This window comes from Microbulbifer mixtoriginis (SeqCode), assembly GCF_052466715.1.
Window position 1 is genome coordinate 3,058,521 of the sequence record NZ_CP174288.1, and the last position, 15,677, is coordinate 3,074,197.

Genomic DNA, 15,677 nt, shown 5'->3' on the forward strand with positions numbered 1-15,677 from the left:
CCGCTGCCGCGCGGCGGGACACTGCCAAACGGACTTCAGTCATGCAGCCGGCCAATATCCCTTACTTCGAGCGCCCCCTGTTCTTCTTCGATCAAACCCGCTTTCGCCGGGACTTGGCTTCCCGTGAAAAACCGCCCTTGCAAGTATTTAAAGATGCGATTGGCGCTGCCGAGCACCAGATGGCTGAACGTTTTCGCGAGGGTGAAGATGTGGCCACCCTCGTTCATGAGCGCGCCTTATTCATCGACTGCCTGTTGCACTACGCCTGGCATCAGTACAGCTGGAGACCAGGCGCCAGCTTGCTGGCCGTCGGAGGCTATGGGCGCGGGGAGCTACACCCCCATTCCGATATCGACCTGCTGATCCTCACCGAAGAACGGGCCAATGATGAAACAGTCGACAACATAGAGCGCCTCATTACTTTCCTCTGGGATTTGGGCTTGGAGATCGGTCACTCAGTGCGCAACGTAAAAGAGTGCCTGGCGCTGGCCGCCGAGGACATCACCGTCATCACCAATCTCACCGAGTCCCGTACTGTGGTGGGTGATAGCAAACCCGGCGAACGGCTTGCGGCCGGGATGGAGGGGGGCAAGCTCTGGTCCACCGAGGACTTCTTCAAAGCCAAGCTGGCGGAACAGGATGAGCGCCACAACCGCCAGCAGGCGGCAGAGTACATTCTCGAACCCAATATCAAAAACGCACCCGGCGGGCTGCGCGATATCCAGACTATCTCTTGGGTAGCGAAGTACTTCTTCCGGGTGCGCACACTCAGACAGTTGCAGGGCAAAGCCTTTTTCACTGAGGAAGAATTCGCCATCCTGCAGTCCGGCGAAAGCTTCCTTTGGCGTGTGCGCTACGGCCTTCACCTGCTTGCCGGACGCGCCGAGGAGCGACTGCTGTTCGACTACCAGAGGGAGCTAGCCAAACAATTTGGCTATGAAGACAGCGACACCCAACTGGCAGTTGAGCAATTTATGCACAACTACTATCGCATCGTAATGGCCCTACGCGAGCTTAACGATGTACTGCTGCAGTATTTGGGCGAGGTGATCCAACAAGGGGGTGAACAGGCTGTCACCCCCATCAATGAGCGCTTCCAACTGCGCGGCGGTGCGATTGAAGCCGCCTATCCGCAGGTGTTTAATCAGCACCCCTCTGCACTATTGGAAATCTTTGTGCTGATGGCCAGGCACCCGCAGATTACCCGGGTGCGCGCCTCAACTATCCGCCTTATTCGGGAGCACCGCCACTTGATCGACGAGCGCTTTCGCGCGGACTCCGCCAACAGCGAGCTGTTTATGGAACTGCTGCGTTCTGCGCGCGGACTCTCCACACAGCTGTCGCGCATGACCCGCTACGGTATTCTCGGGCGCTACCTGCCAGAATTCGGCCGCGTTACCGGGCAAATGCAGCACGATCTCTTCCATATCTACACTGTGGACGCCCACACCCTGCAGGTGGTACGCAATATGCGCAGTTTTCGCGGCCCCGAAGCACGGGAGAAATTCCCGATCGCCGCGGAGATCCTCGAGCGGTTGCGCCAGCCGGAGCTGCTGTATATTGCCGGTCTCTACCACGATATCGCAAAAGGTCGCGGCGGCGACCACTCGAAGCTGGGCGTGGTGGACGCCGCCGAATTCTGCCAGCGCCACCAACTGCCGGCACGCGACCGCCGCCTGGTGTGCTGGCTGGTGGAAAAGCATCTATTGATGAGCCAGGTATCTCAAAAACAGGACATCAGCGACCCGGAGGTGGTGCATGCCTTCGCCCGCGAGGTGGGCGACCGCGAACACCTGGATTACCTCTACGCCCTCACAGTAGCCGATATCAACGCCACCAACCCAGAGCTTTGGAACAGCTGGCGCGCCAGCCTGATGCGCCAACTCTACCAGGCCACCCAACACGCCCTGCGCCGCGGTTTGGAGAATCCCGTCGATCGGGAGGAAATCATCGAGGAGACCCGCAGCCTGGCACTGGAAAAGCTGAACACCCTCGGTCTACCAGAGGCCTCCATAGAAAATATCTGGGCGCAAATGGGCGAGGACTACTTTGTACGCGAGAGCGCCGACAACATCGTTTGGCACACCGCGGCCATCCATGAGCTGCACAGCAACAGCCCGCTGCTGCCGAGCGACACCCTGGTACTAACGCGCAACTCGGGCCCCGGTGAGCACGATGGCGCCACCCAGGTTTTCGTCTATACCCCCGACCGCGCCAATGTGTTCGCCGCCGCAGTCACCGGACTCGATATGCTCAACCTGAACGTGCACGACGCGCGCCTTTACAGTTCGGCTTCAGGTTACACCCTGGATACTTTTTATGTACTGGATGAATCTGGACAGCCCCTGCTCGACGAACCCCAGCGCCTGCAGCAAATTCGCGAAACCCTACAAGAGGAGCTGGAACTGGTGGAGGATTACTCCAAGGTGATCCAACGTCGCACCCCGAGGCGCCTAAAGATGTTTTCGCTGGAGAGCCGCGCGCACCTATCCACAGAACCGGGAGATCAGTACAGCACGCTGGAAATCACCAGTGCTGATAGACCGGGCCTGCTGGCCCTGATTGCACGTACCTTTGTCACACACGATCTGCGCCTGCACAATGCCAAGATCTCCACTCTCGGGGAGCGCGTGGAGGATATTTTCCATATCACCGACGCCGAGGGGCGCGCGCTCTGCAATGCCGAGACCAACCACGCTCTGGAGCAGGCCATTTGCCGGGAGCTGGATGACCACACAGCGCCGTAATATCACCAATGACGAGCAGATAAGAACGCCATGAATCCAAACCTGGACAAGCTGCAGCCCTACCCTTTTTCCAAGTTACAGGCACTGAAAGCGGGCCTGCAGCCGGCGAACAAACCCCATATCGCCCTCTCCATCGGCGAACCGAAACACGAGCCGCCCAAATTCGTACAGAGAGCGCTGGTCGCGCACCTGGATAAGATCTCCGCCTACCCGCTCACCATAGGCCTCGAACCCCTGCGCCAGGCGATTGCCGACTGGCTGTGCGCCCGCTTCCAACTCAAACAGGTGAGTGCCGATTCCCAGGTGCTGCCAGTAAACGGCACCCGCGAAGCGTTATTCGCCTTCGCTCAGGCCACGGTCACGCCGGGCAGTAAAGTACTGATGCCCAACCCCTTCTACCAGATTTACGAGGGGGCGGCCCTGCTCGCCGGCGCCGAGCCGCACTTTATCAACTGCCTCGCCGACAATAGTTTTAAACCAGACTTCGGCTCGGTGCCCGAATCGGTGTGGCAGCAGTGTGAACTGCTCTACCTGTGCTCACCGGGCAATCCCACAGGCGCCCTGCTAGGGATCGACGATTTGCAATCACTCATCGAGCTTGCAGACCGCTTCAACTTCTCCATCGCCTCAGATGAGTGCTACTCGGAACTCTATTTCGACGAGAGCGAACCACCGGCCGGGCTGCTGCAAGCCTGCAAGCAAATGGGCCGCAGCAACTATCACCGCTGCGTGGTTTTTCACAGCCTGTCGAAGCGCTCCAATTTGGCGGGACTGCGCTCCGGGTTTGTCGCCGGCGACGCTCAGCTGCTGGAGCAATTCCTCCTCTATCGCACCTACCACGGCTGCGCAATGCCACAGCCCAACCAATACGCCTCTATTGCCGCCTGGCAGGATGAAGAGCACGTACGCAAAAATCGCGCACTCTACCGACAAAAGTTCGACGCGGTGCTCGATATTCTCGATGGCTGCTTAGAAGTACAAAAACCGCAGGCCAGCTTTTACCTGTGGCCGCGAGTCGGCAACGGGGAGGAGTTCGCCAGAGAGCTATACCGACAGCAAAATATCACGGTTTTGCCGGGCTCTTTCCTCGCCCGCAATAGCGAGGGAGTAAATCCAGGCAGCGAGTATGTACGCATGGCCCTGGTGGCCACATTGGAAGAATGCATAGAGGCCGCAGAGCGCATCAAGGAATTTTGCCGGCAAACCTGACAGGCGAACCAATCCAACAGACACCGTAACCCAGGAGCCCCACCCAGGCACAGACGAGAATGGCAGTAAAAAATTTACTCAAGCAAGAGCGCGTGGATTTTATTCTACAGCGCCTGGAAGAACTCTATCCGCAGACCCCGATTCCGCTCGATCACAAAGACTCCTACACCTTGTTAGTCGCCGTACTACTCTCGGCGCAGTGTACCGATGAGCGCGTAAACCAGATCACCCCCGCCCTCTGGCATTTGGCCGACAACCCGGAGGATATGGCTCTAGTACCCGTGGAGGAAATTCAAGCGGTTATCCGCCCCTGCGGTTTATCACCGCAAAAATCCAAAGCCATCAGCAAGCTGTCACAAATTCTCGTCAACGAATACCACAGTAAAGTGCCGGAAAATATGGCCGCCCTGGAAACCCTGCCCGGCGTCGGCCACAAGACCGCAAGTGTGGTAATGTCCCAGGCATTTGGTCACCCGGCCTTCCCTGTGGACACCCATATTCACCGCCTGGCGCAGCGCTGGGGACTCACCAGCGGTAAAAATGTCACCCAGACCGAGAAAGATCTAAAAAGGCTATTCCCCAGAGAAAAGTGGAATAAATTGCACCTGCAGATTATTTTTTATGGCCGCGAGTACTGCTCGGCACGCGGCTGCGACGGCACAGTCTGCGAAATCTGCACCACCTGCTATCCCAACCGCAAAAACCCCAAGAAAACCAAAAAGGCGTAACTGTGATTACTCTGTACGGCATTAAAAACTGCGACACCGTAAAAAAAGCCCGCAAATGGCTGGAAAAGAATGGGGTCGACTATCAGTTTCACGATTTCCGTGAAGACGGCATGGACAATGTGCCCCTAAAAGCCTGGCTGAATAAATTTGGCTGGCAGGAAGTGCTGAATCGCCGCTCCACCAGTTGGCGCGCCCTGAGCGAGGCACAGAAAAACACAATGGACAACGCCAGCGCTTTGACCCTGGCCATCGAGACCCCCACCCTGATCAAGCGCCCAGTGACCACCTCAGGCGGTACTACCCACTTCGGTTTTAAAGAGCAAGAGTTCGCCGCACTTACCGGCCAAGCCAACTAGGAGAAAAATATGAGCGATATCTACAGCATTGGATTCGGCGTTGGTACCTGTAATAGCAAGGGCGACTGGCTGGAAGTCTTCTATCCAAAACCGCTGTTGAAACCCAGTACAGAAATAGCCAAAGCGGTAACCGAGACCCTACATATCGAAAGCGGCAACCACAGCCTGCCTCTCGACGCGACCCTGCTCCACAGCCTCACTGAAAAACTGCACAGCGCCGGGGCGGGCGAACAGGCGGAGATCCTACAGCAGTTCGCAAACAGCCACCGACCTCTGGTAGTGGCCGTACTTTCCAGCGACGAGGCGCCACAGACAGTACCTGAAGCGTATTTAAAATTACATTTGCTTTCCCACCGGCTGGTGAAACCCCACGAAACGAATCTCGAAGGTATCTTCGGCAAACTGGTCAATGTGGCCTGGACCAATCAGGGCGCAATCGACTTGGAAGAACTGCCACAGCGCCAACTGGAAGCGCGCCTGAATGGAGAGCACCTGGAAGTTGCCTGTGTCGACAAATTTCCCAAGATGACCAACTACGTGGTGCCCACGGGCGTTCGTATCGCCCACACCGCGCGTGTGCGTCTCGGCGCCTATCTCGGTGAGGGCACCACGATCATGCACGAGGGCTTCGTCAACTTTAACGCGGGCACCGAGGGACCAGGCATGATCGAAGGCCGCATCTCGGCCGGCGTTTTTGTCGGTGCTGGCTCCGATCTGGGTGGCAGCAGCTCTACCATGGGTACCCTCTCCGGCGGCGGAAACATAGTGATTTCCGTGGGCGACAACTGCCTGCTGGGTGCCAACGCCGGTATCGGCATCCCCCTGGGGGATCGCTGCACCGTGGAAGCGGGTTTATATATCACTGCTGGGACCAAAGTGGCCCTACTGGACGACAGCGGCAAACTGGTCGAATACATCAAAGCACGCGAATTGGCCGGAAAATCTGACCTCCTGTTCCGCAGAAATTCCACCAATGGCGCCGTTGAATGTTTAACGAATAAGAGTGCCATTGAGTTGAATGCAGCTCTGCACAGTAATTAAAACTTGACCCTGCGGGGCCCCGGCCCCGCCCACTCTCCATCTGCATAAATTCCGATAACAACGCACCTGATCAACTAAAAGGATTATTCCGTGACCCCCACACTGCAACTGGCCTTTGACCTTATCCGCCGTCGCTCCGTAACCCCCGAGGACGCAGGCTGTATGGATCAGATGATTGAGCGGCTGGAAAAAATTGGGTTCAAGGTGACAAAGTTGCGCCGTGGCGATACCGATAATTTTTGGGCGGTGCGCAACGGGCAAAGCAAAGGCCCTCTGCTTGCCTTTGCCGGTCACACCGATGTCGTGCCGAGCGGGCCGGAGGAAAACTGGAGCAGCCCACCCTTTGAACCCGAAATCCGCGATGGCTTTCTGTATGGTCGCGGCGCGGCCGATATGAAGGGTTCACTGGCAGCAATGGTGGTGGCCTGCGAGGAATTTATCCAGCAACACTCTGATCACAGCGGTCGCATCGCCTTTTTGATCACCAGCGACGAAGAGGGGCCGGCAATCAACGGCACAGTCAAAGTCGTTGAGTGGCTTGAGAAGCAGGGAGAAAAAATAGACTGCTGTATTGTCGGTGAGCCCTCCAGCAGCGAGCGCGTCGGCGATATTATCAAGAATGGAAGACGCGGCTCCCTGGGCCTTGAATTAAAAATCTTCGGTGTACAGGGACATGTGGCCTATCCACATCTGGCGGAAAACCCAATTCATAATTTGGCCCCAGCTCTCGCTGAACTGGCCGTAGAAGAGTGGGATCAGGGCAACCAATTTTTCCCAGCCACCAGCTTCCAAGTTTCCAACATCAACGGAGGTACAGGAGCAACCAATGTGATTCCCGGTGAGGTGGATCTGCTCTGTAACTGGCGCTTTTCTACAGAATCCACCGCCGAAGAACTGGAGGCCCGTGCCCGAGCAATCCTGGATAAGTACAACTTAAAATATGAAGCGAACTTTAATTTGTCCGGGCACCCCTTCCTCACTGCCGAGGGTCCACTGGTCCACGCTGTAGAGCAAGCGATTCAAAAAATCACAGGAAAGGAAACAGAATTATCGACGGCCGGGGGCACTTCCGATGGCCGCTTTATCGCTCCAACAGGAGCGCAAGTAGTGGAACTAGGGCCGGTCAATGCCACTATTCACAAAGTTGATGAGAGAGTCAAAGCCGACGATTTGGATATACTTAAGGAAATCTATCGGGAAGTACTTAGGGAGCTTCTAACCTGAGCTTACTGCCCCAGACGATAATTATTTATTAATTGCACGGACTATCCCACTAAATACACGGATCGGCTTATTCGCCTCCTAACCAACTGCCTCTGCGGTATGCTCCTTCCGATAACAAAATGGAGGAGCCCGCAGATCATGAACAGACTATTGAAAATAGCCGCGGCGATATTAATCGCCAGTCCTGCCCTCGCTGAAGAGCAACCCACTAACTTCAGCTATGAGGATGTATTCAATCTCGAGTATGCCAGCGACCCTCAGTTCAGTAACGACGGAAAGAGTATTTACTACGTCCGCAACTCCATGAACAAAATGGCGGACAACAAGCGGGCAAACCTGTGGCGCATCAGTGCCGACGGCAAGGACCACCGCCCACTGACCTCAGGAGATTACTCTGATTATTCGCCGCGCCTATCCCCGGACGGTAAAACAATTGCCTTTATCAGTTCCCGCAGCGGCAGCCCCCAGATACACCTATTGTGGCTCGACAACGGCCAAAATCTGCAGATCTCCCACCTGCCAAAATCCCCTTCAAATATTCAGTGGTCACGAGACAGCAAACAAATTGCCTTCACCATGTTTGTGCCCGAGAGCAAACCGCTCCCGGTTGAACTACCCGGTGCCCCCGAGGGCGCCGAGTGGGCAAAACCACCCCAGTTTATCGACCGCAGTATTTATCGAGCGGACGGCATGGGTTATCTCAAGCAGGGGCACACCCAGGTATTTGTCATCCCCCGTGAGGGCGGCACGCCGCGTCAGCTTACCAGCGGTGAGTTCGATCACGGCAGTAGTCTCGCCTGGAGTAAAAACAACGACGCTATTTACTTTTCTGCAAACCGCCACCCCGATCACGAAATCGAATTGATGAACTCTGAAATTTATAGAGTCAATCTCAAGGATCGCGACATCGAGCAGATCACCGAAAGATTCGGGCCCGATCACCATCCACAGATTTCCCCCGATGGTAAAAAGCTTGCCTACCTGGGGTTCGAGGATCAACGGCTCGGGTACCAACAACACAGCCTGCGCATCATCGATCTCGACAGCGGCAAGTCCCGCAAAGTCCAAACCGCTAAAGACCGCAGCATCTCAAGCTTCGACTGGCTCGGCGACAGCAAACGTATCGCTTACAGCTACGACGATCAGGGCTCCACAAAAATTGCCATTAAAAAAATTGGTGGCAGTGACACCGTAGTCGCCAGTGATGCTGGCGGTCTATCGCTGGGGCGGCCCTACTCGGGCACTCACTTTGCCACATCCAAACGCGGAGCTATTGCTTACACGAAAACTAATCCGCAACATCCGGCAGAGCTGGCTTTGGCCCACAACGGCAAAGTAAAAGCGCTGACCAGCCTCAATAACGATGTGATGCCGTTGCGCAATATGGCCCGCGTGGAGGAGATCAATTACAAGTCCAGTTTTGATGGCCGCGATATACAAGGCTGGGTCGCCTACCCGCCCAATTTCGACCCGAAGAAAAAATATCCCCTGCTGTTGGAAATTCACGGCGGGCCCTTCTCTAACTATGGCCCCCGGTTTGCCGCCGAGGTGCAACTTTTTGCCGCCGCCGGCTATGTAGTTCTCTACACAAACCCACGGGGCTCCACCAGCTACGGGCATGAATTTGCCAACCTGATTCATCACAATTACCCGAGCCAGGATTACGACGATTTAATGGCCGGCGTCGATGCAGTAATCGACCAAGGTTATATCGATGAGGGGCAATTATTCGTTACCGGCGGCAGCGGCGGCGGCACCCTAACGGCCTGGATTATAGGAAAAACTGACCGATTCCGCGCAGCAGTAGTTGCCAAACCGGTAATCAACTGGGAGAGCTTCGTTTTAACTGCAGATTACTCCAGGTTCTTTACCAAATACTGGTTCTCAGGCATGCCCTGGGAAAAGCCGGAGGAATATCGTCGCCGCTCACCGCTGACTTATGTGGGCAATGTCACTACGCCAACCATGCTGCTTACCGGAGAGGAGGACTACCGCACACCGATGTCCGAAACAGAGCAGTTTTACCAGGCACTGAAGTTGAACGATGTGGAAGCTGCAATGGTACGAATTCCAGGCGCCTCTCACAGTATTGCCACAAGACCCAGCCAGATGATTGCGAAAGTGGCTTCTATTTTGTACTGGTTTGATCAGCATAAGTCGGATAGAGAAAGAGTAAATGAGAACTTAGCTAGTAAATAGCCAATAATCTTAAAATAAAAGTGTGGGCAAAAAGCCCACACTTTTCCTACCAATGCATCTAATACAAAATTAAGGGTGAATCAAAGTTGCCTATTAGCCACCCCTGAGTCTACAATTTTATTCCCCTCTGCATAAAGGCGGCATTTTCCATAAACCTTATAACGCTGCCGAGATTTCTCGCAGAGATTAAGGGCATCATCATTTGCAGATTCCTGATTAACATTCTTCTCAGAAAAGCCCACAACAAAAGCCCCCCTAAAATCTAAAGCCAACGCGAAGGCTTTTTCCCCTGACATACCCTGGTATTTAGTAATGCCTTCTCCCAGACCTTCTTTCACAGGTTTAGCGGATAAACGAGGGCTGCTAACATTTTCAATTTCCCTGCGCATTGAACTTAGGCGAGCCTCCCTTTCCAAATTGGATAGCTGTACCATTAGGGGGCTGACAACCTGAGAGAAATATTCTTTCTCACGGCTAATATAAAGCTCATGGGCATACCACCATGCTATACCTGTGTGCCTTGGCGCACGTAAATAAGCCTGCTCCAGCATTTCTAGATAACTTTCTCTTGGATACCCTAGTACCTGCATTGCAATTGCAAGTTCATACCAATAAACAGGCACATCATCATGGGAATTAACAAGCTTAATATACTCATCTCGAATATCGGCTACTACGCTTAAATTGAGACTCTCTGCTTTCGGGAGTTCTTCAGCTAGCCTTATGCGTGTCTGAACTTCCAGGAACCATTTTTCATCGTGAAATTCAGCGGGAATAGAACTTAACCACTCTCTTGCCCGAAGATAATCTCCACTCTGAAACTCTGCAGAAGCCATCGCTGAATTTAACTGATAACTATGAACACCCTGCTCTTTGGCAAAATCAATGAATTCTTTTAATTTGTTAGACTTCTGCCCTGAAACCGCCATAAATTGCGCAATCTCTAAAATTGCATCTTCTTGGGAAAGCTGCCTTACGCTCTTAGCAAAATTAGCCATATTCATTTTAGGCATGCGCATTGTATAGTATCCAAAATCAGACTTTGATAACCGCAGATATTGGGATTCTAACTCTTCAAAACTCATACCCAACTCATCCCAAAGTGGTCGCGCTTCATCTGAGCTCTTACTATATCCTTCTAAATACCTCTGCAAAGCTTTAACACGATGCGGATCAAAAAGCAGCCAATGCGCCAACATCCAACCGTTAGCATATAAGGCTTCTCTCTCATTATTATTTAAAGAGCCATTCTTTGCTGTAAGGAGTTCCTTTAAAGATAACTCATCCAAATGTCTTAAAGTAATTGCTCGACTTACTGGTATCATCCCCAGCTCATATTCTTCCCCATGAAAACTAACAGTTGAAAAGACTTCCGCCACACCCTCACTAAACCAATAAGGAAGATTGGATGAGTTACGCCCATAAGTAAGAAAATGTATATATTCGTGAAATAAAATCTGGCGTGCCGGGTTACCAGGGTAATATTGGTTTCCAGATAGGTTCACTAAAGCAAAGCTACCATGAGAGGTATTTTGAAATAAACCTACAACTCTCCGGGTATCATCCCTACCAGTAACTCCTTTAAAACTCAATCTATCTGAAAGAGCATATACAGTTAACTTTTGCTGATCTGGAATAAAATTAATATGCTTTGTAGCTGCTACTCTAAGTCTTTCAAGATCATCAGCCAACTTCTCTACCTTGTCCGGCTTCCCATTGGTGACAATGCGAAAATGCTCGGTCTCCACCTCATACCAATTCGAACTTATTAATTTTTGAGAAGCGGAACACCCTCCAAAAAAGAAAACAAGAAAGAAAAGAAATGCAGGAAAAGGTTTAAAAAATAAGAACTTGTGAAATATTTTGGCGCTCATTTAGATCCCTTAAAGGCCTTATTAAAGTTAAATAAAATTTAAAATTACCCATTAGACGACCCACCAAGAAGCAACCTCAAGAGGTCGGGGGCCTCGAATAAACTTGAAGACTCACTCTCCGATTTAAACTTGGTACCACTTGAGAGAAAAGAAAAGCTAGAAAAACCTTATTTCCGCTTATAATAACAAGGCCATAGCTTTTACATTGAGGAGAAGAATATGAAACCTTATACAGATCTTTTAGCCTTTATTTATTAGCATATTGGTGTTGGGTCAGTAGAAAAACACCCAACTGTAAACCTGTAATAAGTTAATACCACTCCGGTCTCCTTAGTACCAGTTGATTTATCAACTGGTACTTCAAATCCAAGATCAGATAAACGATCTTTTAATGGAGCTGCCCTGAAGTTTCTGAGAGTTCCTCGACTGAACTCACAGGCTCATCTAAACCATGTGACAATACAAAATAATAAATGACCTGCATCTGGCCATGGATTTCTGTCACCAGGTCGAAATTATACTCACCTCTTTCCCCTGGACCCACTTGTACAGAAGCAATATGTGAGGGCTCGATAAAAAATTCCGCTACCGGGCGTTTGCCGCGCATCACTTGTACAAGCAGTGTGCGGGTATCCTCCTCTGCAAAGCGCCAGTAGTAGTCATCATCATCGTAAACGACGCTTTCTGGAGTACCGGCCCGGAGAATGCAGTTGGGATGCTCGGCCAACCAGGGCCAGAAATCTTTAAAGGGGATCGTCTGTGGCATGAAGAGTTAGTCATCCAGCTCGACGACACTGGCTGCACCGCCAGCGAGAGTGAACTCATCAGCGATTTGTTTGCACCAGAGGTTGAGACGCTCAGCAGTCATTTCTTCCTGCTGGTCTTCATCGATTGCGAGCCCCATAAATTTGCCCTCGCCCTCGATCTCCGCTTTAGAGGCCTCAAACTCATAGCCTTCGGTCGACCACAAACCAACAATGGCCGCCCCTCGACCGACAATCACATCATGCAGCATGCCCATCGCATCCAGGAAGTAATCGCCGTAACCGAACTGGTCGCCCAGGCCAAACAGGGCCACCGTCTTGCCGCTGAAGTCGATTTCCTGAACATCCTCCCAGAACTCCTCCCAGTCGGATTGTATCTGGCCGAAATCCCAGGTGGGAATACCAAAAATCAGCTGCTCGTAGTTGGCAATGTCCAACTGTGTGACATCGGCTATATCAAACAGGTCCACCCGCTCCTCACCCAGGCGGGCGCGGATGCGCAGGGCTACAGATTCGGTATTGCCTTCGTCACTGCCATAAAACAAGCCGATTTTGCTCACAGTCATTCCTCTTCGCCCAATCCGGGCCACACTAGATACCTATTTGCGGGGCGGCGTATTCTCCCAGCAAAGGCGGGGCACGGCAAGCTGGCCAAGGCTGTACCTCGACACAAAAAAGCCCCCATAATTGTGGGGGCAAAGGGTTATGAACCGACCGGGCCTCTGGGGAAGGGTGCGCCCGGTGGATCGCACAAGGAGTCTGCGATTTGGGGATATCAGCTCTCTGTAGCGCGGCGCTCAAGGCGCTCTTCACGCCACTTCATGCGGCGCTCTTTGCGTTGCTCTTTCATCTCTTCAAATTTTGCTTTCTGCTCATCCGTGAGGATCGCTTCGAACTGCTGGCGCAGTTGGAAGTGGTTCTGCATTTTTTGCACCTGCAACTTGCCCAATTCGGTCCCGAGCTGGTCTAGGGTGGCTTGGTCTGCACCAGCCTCCAGGGCGGTATGGATTTGCTTGCGCAGCTCTTGTAACTGCTGGCGCTGGGCATTCCTGCTTTCGCTATTGCTATCTCTGTTAGCCTTCAACTGCGCTTTCTGGCCCTCAGTCAGTTCCAACTTGCGCGCCATATGTTCAAATCCGCGCTTGTGATGGCCGTCCTCAGCGCCAAACGCCATAGTAGCTACAGGGGCAGCCATTACTCCGGCCAGGGCCAGGCTACTCAGCACCAGTTTCCAGTTTTTCATCACTCCGTCCTCACGTTTGTATTCAGTGATTTCATAGTAAGTCGGGCCTGTGTAAACAGGGGCAAACCGCAGTAAACATTTGTTAAGAACGGTAAAAAGCCTGCAGAGCTGTGATAACTAGCGCCAACGCTTTGCATATAATGGCCCCACAGCAATTGAGAGAGCATCATGAGCCGCATCCTTCTAATCGACGACGACACAGAATTAACTGATCTGCTGAAGGAGTACCTCACCGGAGAGGGCTTTGAAGTAACTGCCGCCAACGACGGTGGCCGCGGATTGGAATTGGCCCAGAGCCAGCCCTTTGATGCCCTGGTGTTAGATGTGATGCTACCGGTGCACAATGGCTTTGATGTACTGCGCAAGCTGCGCGAGGAGGCCTCTCCCACCAGCCGCTCCCTGCCGGTTATTATGCTGACCGCCAAAGGGGACACCGTAGACCGAATCGTGGGCCTGGAAATGGGTGCCGACGACTACTTACCCAAACCCTGTAATCCCCGCGAGTTGGCGGCGCGCCTGCGCGCAATCTTGCGTCGCGGTCGGGTTGAGGTAGAAAATAACGACGACAGCCTTAGCAGCGGCCCGTTACGCCTGCTACCAACCGAGCATCAGGCCTATTGGAGTGACCAGGCCCTATCCCTGACAGGGGCCGAATTTTCTGTGCTCAAGGTGTTAGTACAAAGCGCTGGGGATGTAGTGGGCAAAGAGGTACTCACCGAGAATGCCCTGGGGCGCAAACTGATGCCCTACGACCGCTCCATCGATGTACATGTCAGCAACATTCGCAAGAAACTCGCGGACAAAGGCGCCAGCCGCGACCTGATTATCAATATCCGCGGCGCCGGTTATATGCTCACCCAGGCCAAGCAGTAGGTAGTATCAAAATGCGCAGCCTCTTCTGGAAAATGTTTTTTGGCGCATGGATCACCGCCATGGTGATGGTGGTTGCCGCCATTTACATTACCCATTTTGGCGAATTTGGTGACCCCCGCCAGGAGGAGCGCTGGGAGGGGCCCGCACTGTTTCGAGAAGTCATGCGCAATATGCGTATCGCCCGCCGCCATGGGCCCGAGCAGTTTCAGCACTGGCTGGAGCGCGCACCCAAAAAGGTCAAGCGGCGGGTGTACGCAATAGATAGCGAAGGCAACGACCTGCTGGGGAGACCACTGCCACAGAACATGGCACCGCTGATCAATAGCCTCGACTACCGCAATCGCGAGGCCCATATGCTAGTGGATAACAAACCTACCGTTGGCTTCTTCCTGCCACTGCGCACAGGAGACCCTCTGCGTATTGCCCTGGTTGCCGGAGATAGTAAAGAGGGGCTGCTACTGCGATTCCTTTGGCGCAACTTCTGGCCCATGCTGCTGCTCTCTATGATTGCCTCGGGCGTCGCCTGTTACTGGCTGGCCAGCTACCTGAGCCGACCTTTAGAACAACTGCGCGCCGCCACCAAGCGTGTCGCCGCCGGAGGATTGGATTACCGGGTCGCCCCCAGCCTGCGCACCCGCAACGATGAATTGACCGACTTGGCACTGGACTTCGACTCCATGACCGCCCAGCTTCAGGAGTCCATGTCCGAACAGCGTCGCCTGATTAAAGATGTGTCCCACGAATTGCGCTCGCCCCTGGCGCGACTGCAGGTAGCCCTCGCGATCGCCCGCCAGAAGCAAGTTGTAGGGCTCGATACTGAACTGGATAAAATCGGCAAAGCGGCGGACTATCTCGAAGATATTATCGCCGACGTTCTCTCCTTGCCGGTCAGCAACCAGGAGCAACGCCCACTGGATGACGTAGTAGAGCTCAAAAGTTTACTCTCAGCGCTGATCGACGACCTGCAGATCGAAGCGACGGATAAACATCTCAGCTTTGATATGAGCGTCAGTGGTGAAGAGCTGCTTGTCGCTACTCGCGGCAGCTCCCTGACCGCAGCGCTGGAGAATATCTTGCGCAATGCGATCAAATACAGCCCCAGCCACGGACTGGTGCGGGTACTGGTGCAGGAGTCCACAGACAATTGCAGCATCTCTGTAATCGACTCTGGCTCCGGCGTGGAAGAATCCGACCTGGAAGCCATTTTCCGCCCCTTCTACCGCACAGATAGTGCCCGCACTCGCGAGAGTGGTGGTTTTGGCCTGGGGCTGGCTATCGCCCAGCGCACGATATTGCACCACGGTGGCAGCATTACCGCGCGCAATCACCCCGATGCCGGCCTCTGTGTCGAGATCAAGCTGCCACTTATCCATCTCAGCGACGATTAAACCGCAGAGGAACTGCTATAACCTTGACTAG

The 15,677-nt window shown here is 53.4% G+C and carries 13 protein-coding genes; 9 read left to right on the forward strand and 4 right to left on the reverse strand.

Features of this window, described 5'->3' with window-relative positions; genetic code table 11:
- The first annotated feature begins 41 nt into the window (after positions 1-41).
- The 7 genes from ACJJH9_RS13550 (at position 42) to ACJJH9_RS13580 (ending at position 9,504) form a co-directional block, all read left to right on the forward strand.
- Positions 42-2,747: a [protein-PII] uridylyltransferase gene (locus ACJJH9_RS13550; protein ID WP_444923085.1), complete on the forward strand. Its 2,706-nt coding sequence runs from the start codon at positions 42-44 to the stop codon at positions 2,745-2,747.
- Positions 2,748-2,777: 30 nt separating this feature from the next.
- Positions 2,778-3,956 carry a succinyldiaminopimelate transaminase gene (dapC, locus tag ACJJH9_RS13555; RefSeq protein ID WP_444923086.1) on the forward strand — a complete coding sequence of 393 codons (1,179 nt, stop codon included), beginning with the start codon at positions 2,778-2,780 and terminating at the stop codon, positions 3,954-3,956.
- Positions 3,957-4,015: 59 nt separating this feature from the next.
- A complete protein-coding gene (nth, locus tag ACJJH9_RS13560) occupies positions 4,016-4,684 on the forward strand; it encodes an endonuclease III (RefSeq protein ID WP_444923087.1) in 669 nt (222 codons plus the stop codon).
- Positions 4,685-4,686: 2 nt separating this feature from the next.
- A complete protein-coding gene (locus ACJJH9_RS13565; RefSeq protein WP_444900193.1) occupies positions 4,687-5,040 on the forward strand; it encodes an ArsC family reductase in 354 nt (117 codons plus the stop codon).
- A 9-nt stretch (positions 5,041-5,049) separates the two neighbouring features.
- On the forward strand, positions 5,050-6,081 hold the full coding sequence (gene dapD, locus ACJJH9_RS13570; RefSeq protein WP_444923088.1) for a 2,3,4,5-tetrahydropyridine-2,6-dicarboxylate N-succinyltransferase: 1,032 nt from the start codon (positions 5,050-5,052) through the stop codon (positions 6,079-6,081).
- A gap of 90 nt (positions 6,082-6,171) precedes the next feature.
- Positions 6,172-7,305, forward strand: a complete 1,134-nt coding sequence (dapE, locus tag ACJJH9_RS13575) for a succinyl-diaminopimelate desuccinylase (protein ID WP_444923089.1) — start codon at positions 6,172-6,174, stop codon at positions 7,303-7,305.
- Positions 7,306-7,443: 138 nt separating this feature from the next.
- Entirely contained in the window at positions 7,444-9,504 is a 2,061-nt protein-coding gene (locus ACJJH9_RS13580) for an alpha/beta hydrolase family protein (RefSeq protein WP_444923090.1), read from the forward strand.
- A gap of 80 nt (positions 9,505-9,584) precedes the next feature.
- Here the strand turns inward: ACJJH9_RS13580 and ACJJH9_RS13585 are convergent, their stop codons facing one another.
- From ACJJH9_RS13585 to ACJJH9_RS13600, 4 genes are all read right to left on the reverse strand, one after another.
- Positions 9,585-11,378 (reverse strand): hypothetical protein, encoded by a 1,794-nt coding sequence (locus tag ACJJH9_RS13585; RefSeq protein ID WP_444923091.1) that lies wholly within the window; start codon positions 11,376-11,378, stop codon positions 9,585-9,587.
- Between the two features lie 388 nt (positions 11,379-11,766).
- The gene (locus ACJJH9_RS13590; RefSeq protein ID WP_444923092.1) at positions 11,767-12,144 is read right to left on the reverse strand and encodes a hypothetical protein; all 378 of its coding nucleotides are present in this window, start codon (positions 12,142-12,144) and stop codon (positions 11,767-11,769) included.
- Positions 12,145-12,150: 6 nt separating this feature from the next.
- Complete coding sequence (locus tag ACJJH9_RS13595) at positions 12,151-12,702, reverse strand: flavodoxin (protein ID WP_444905258.1); 552 nt, start codon at positions 12,700-12,702, stop codon at positions 12,151-12,153.
- Positions 12,703-12,917: 215 nt separating this feature from the next.
- Entirely contained in the window at positions 12,918-13,385 is a 468-nt protein-coding gene (locus ACJJH9_RS13600; protein WP_444923093.1) for a Spy/CpxP family protein refolding chaperone, read from the reverse strand.
- Positions 13,386-13,553: 168 nt separating this feature from the next.
- On the opposite strand from ACJJH9_RS13600, the gene ACJJH9_RS13605 reads away from it, so the two are divergent.
- Positions 13,554-14,258, forward strand: coding sequence for a response regulator (locus ACJJH9_RS13605; protein ID WP_444923094.1), 705 nt, complete (start codon positions 13,554-13,556; stop codon positions 14,256-14,258).
- 11 nt (positions 14,259-14,269) lie between these two features.
- The gene (locus tag ACJJH9_RS13610; RefSeq protein WP_444923095.1) at positions 14,270-15,646 is read left to right on the forward strand and encodes an ATP-binding protein; all 1,377 of its coding nucleotides are present in this window, start codon (positions 14,270-14,272) and stop codon (positions 15,644-15,646) included.
- Positions 15,647-15,677 lie beyond the last annotated feature (31 nt).

Excerpts from the sequence above, each read along its gene's own strand:
- ACJJH9_RS13550 (WP_444923085.1), top strand. The coding sequence starts at position 42 with ATGCAGCCGGCCAATATCCCTTACTTCGAGCGCCCCCTGTTCTTCTTC.
- dapC (WP_444923086.1), top strand. The coding sequence starts at position 2,778 with ATGAATCCAAACCTGGACAAGCTGCAGCCCTACCCTTTTTCCAAGTTA.
- nth (WP_444923087.1), top strand. The coding sequence starts at position 4,016 with ATGGCAGTAAAAAATTTACTCAAGCAAGAGCGCGTGGATTTTATTCTA.
- dapD (WP_444923088.1), top strand. The coding sequence starts at position 5,050 with ATGAGCGATATCTACAGCATTGGATTCGGCGTTGGTACCTGTAATAGC.
- ACJJH9_RS13580 (WP_444923090.1), top strand. The coding sequence starts at position 7,444 with ATGAACAGACTATTGAAAATAGCCGCGGCGATATTAATCGCCAGTCCT.
- ACJJH9_RS13585 (WP_444923091.1), bottom strand. The coding sequence starts at position 11,378 with ATGAGCGCCAAAATATTTCACAAGTTCTTATTTTTTAAACCTTTTCCT.
- ACJJH9_RS13590 (WP_444923092.1), bottom strand. The coding sequence starts at position 12,144 with ATGCCACAGACGATCCCCTTTAAAGATTTCTGGCCCTGGTTGGCCGAG.
- ACJJH9_RS13600 (WP_444923093.1), bottom strand. The coding sequence starts at position 13,385 with ATGAAAAACTGGAAACTGGTGCTGAGTAGCCTGGCCCTGGCCGGAGTA.
- ACJJH9_RS13605 (WP_444923094.1), top strand. The coding sequence starts at position 13,554 with ATGAGCCGCATCCTTCTAATCGACGACGACACAGAATTAACTGATCTG.
- ACJJH9_RS13610 (WP_444923095.1), top strand. The coding sequence starts at position 14,270 with ATGCGCAGCCTCTTCTGGAAAATGTTTTTTGGCGCATGGATCACCGCC.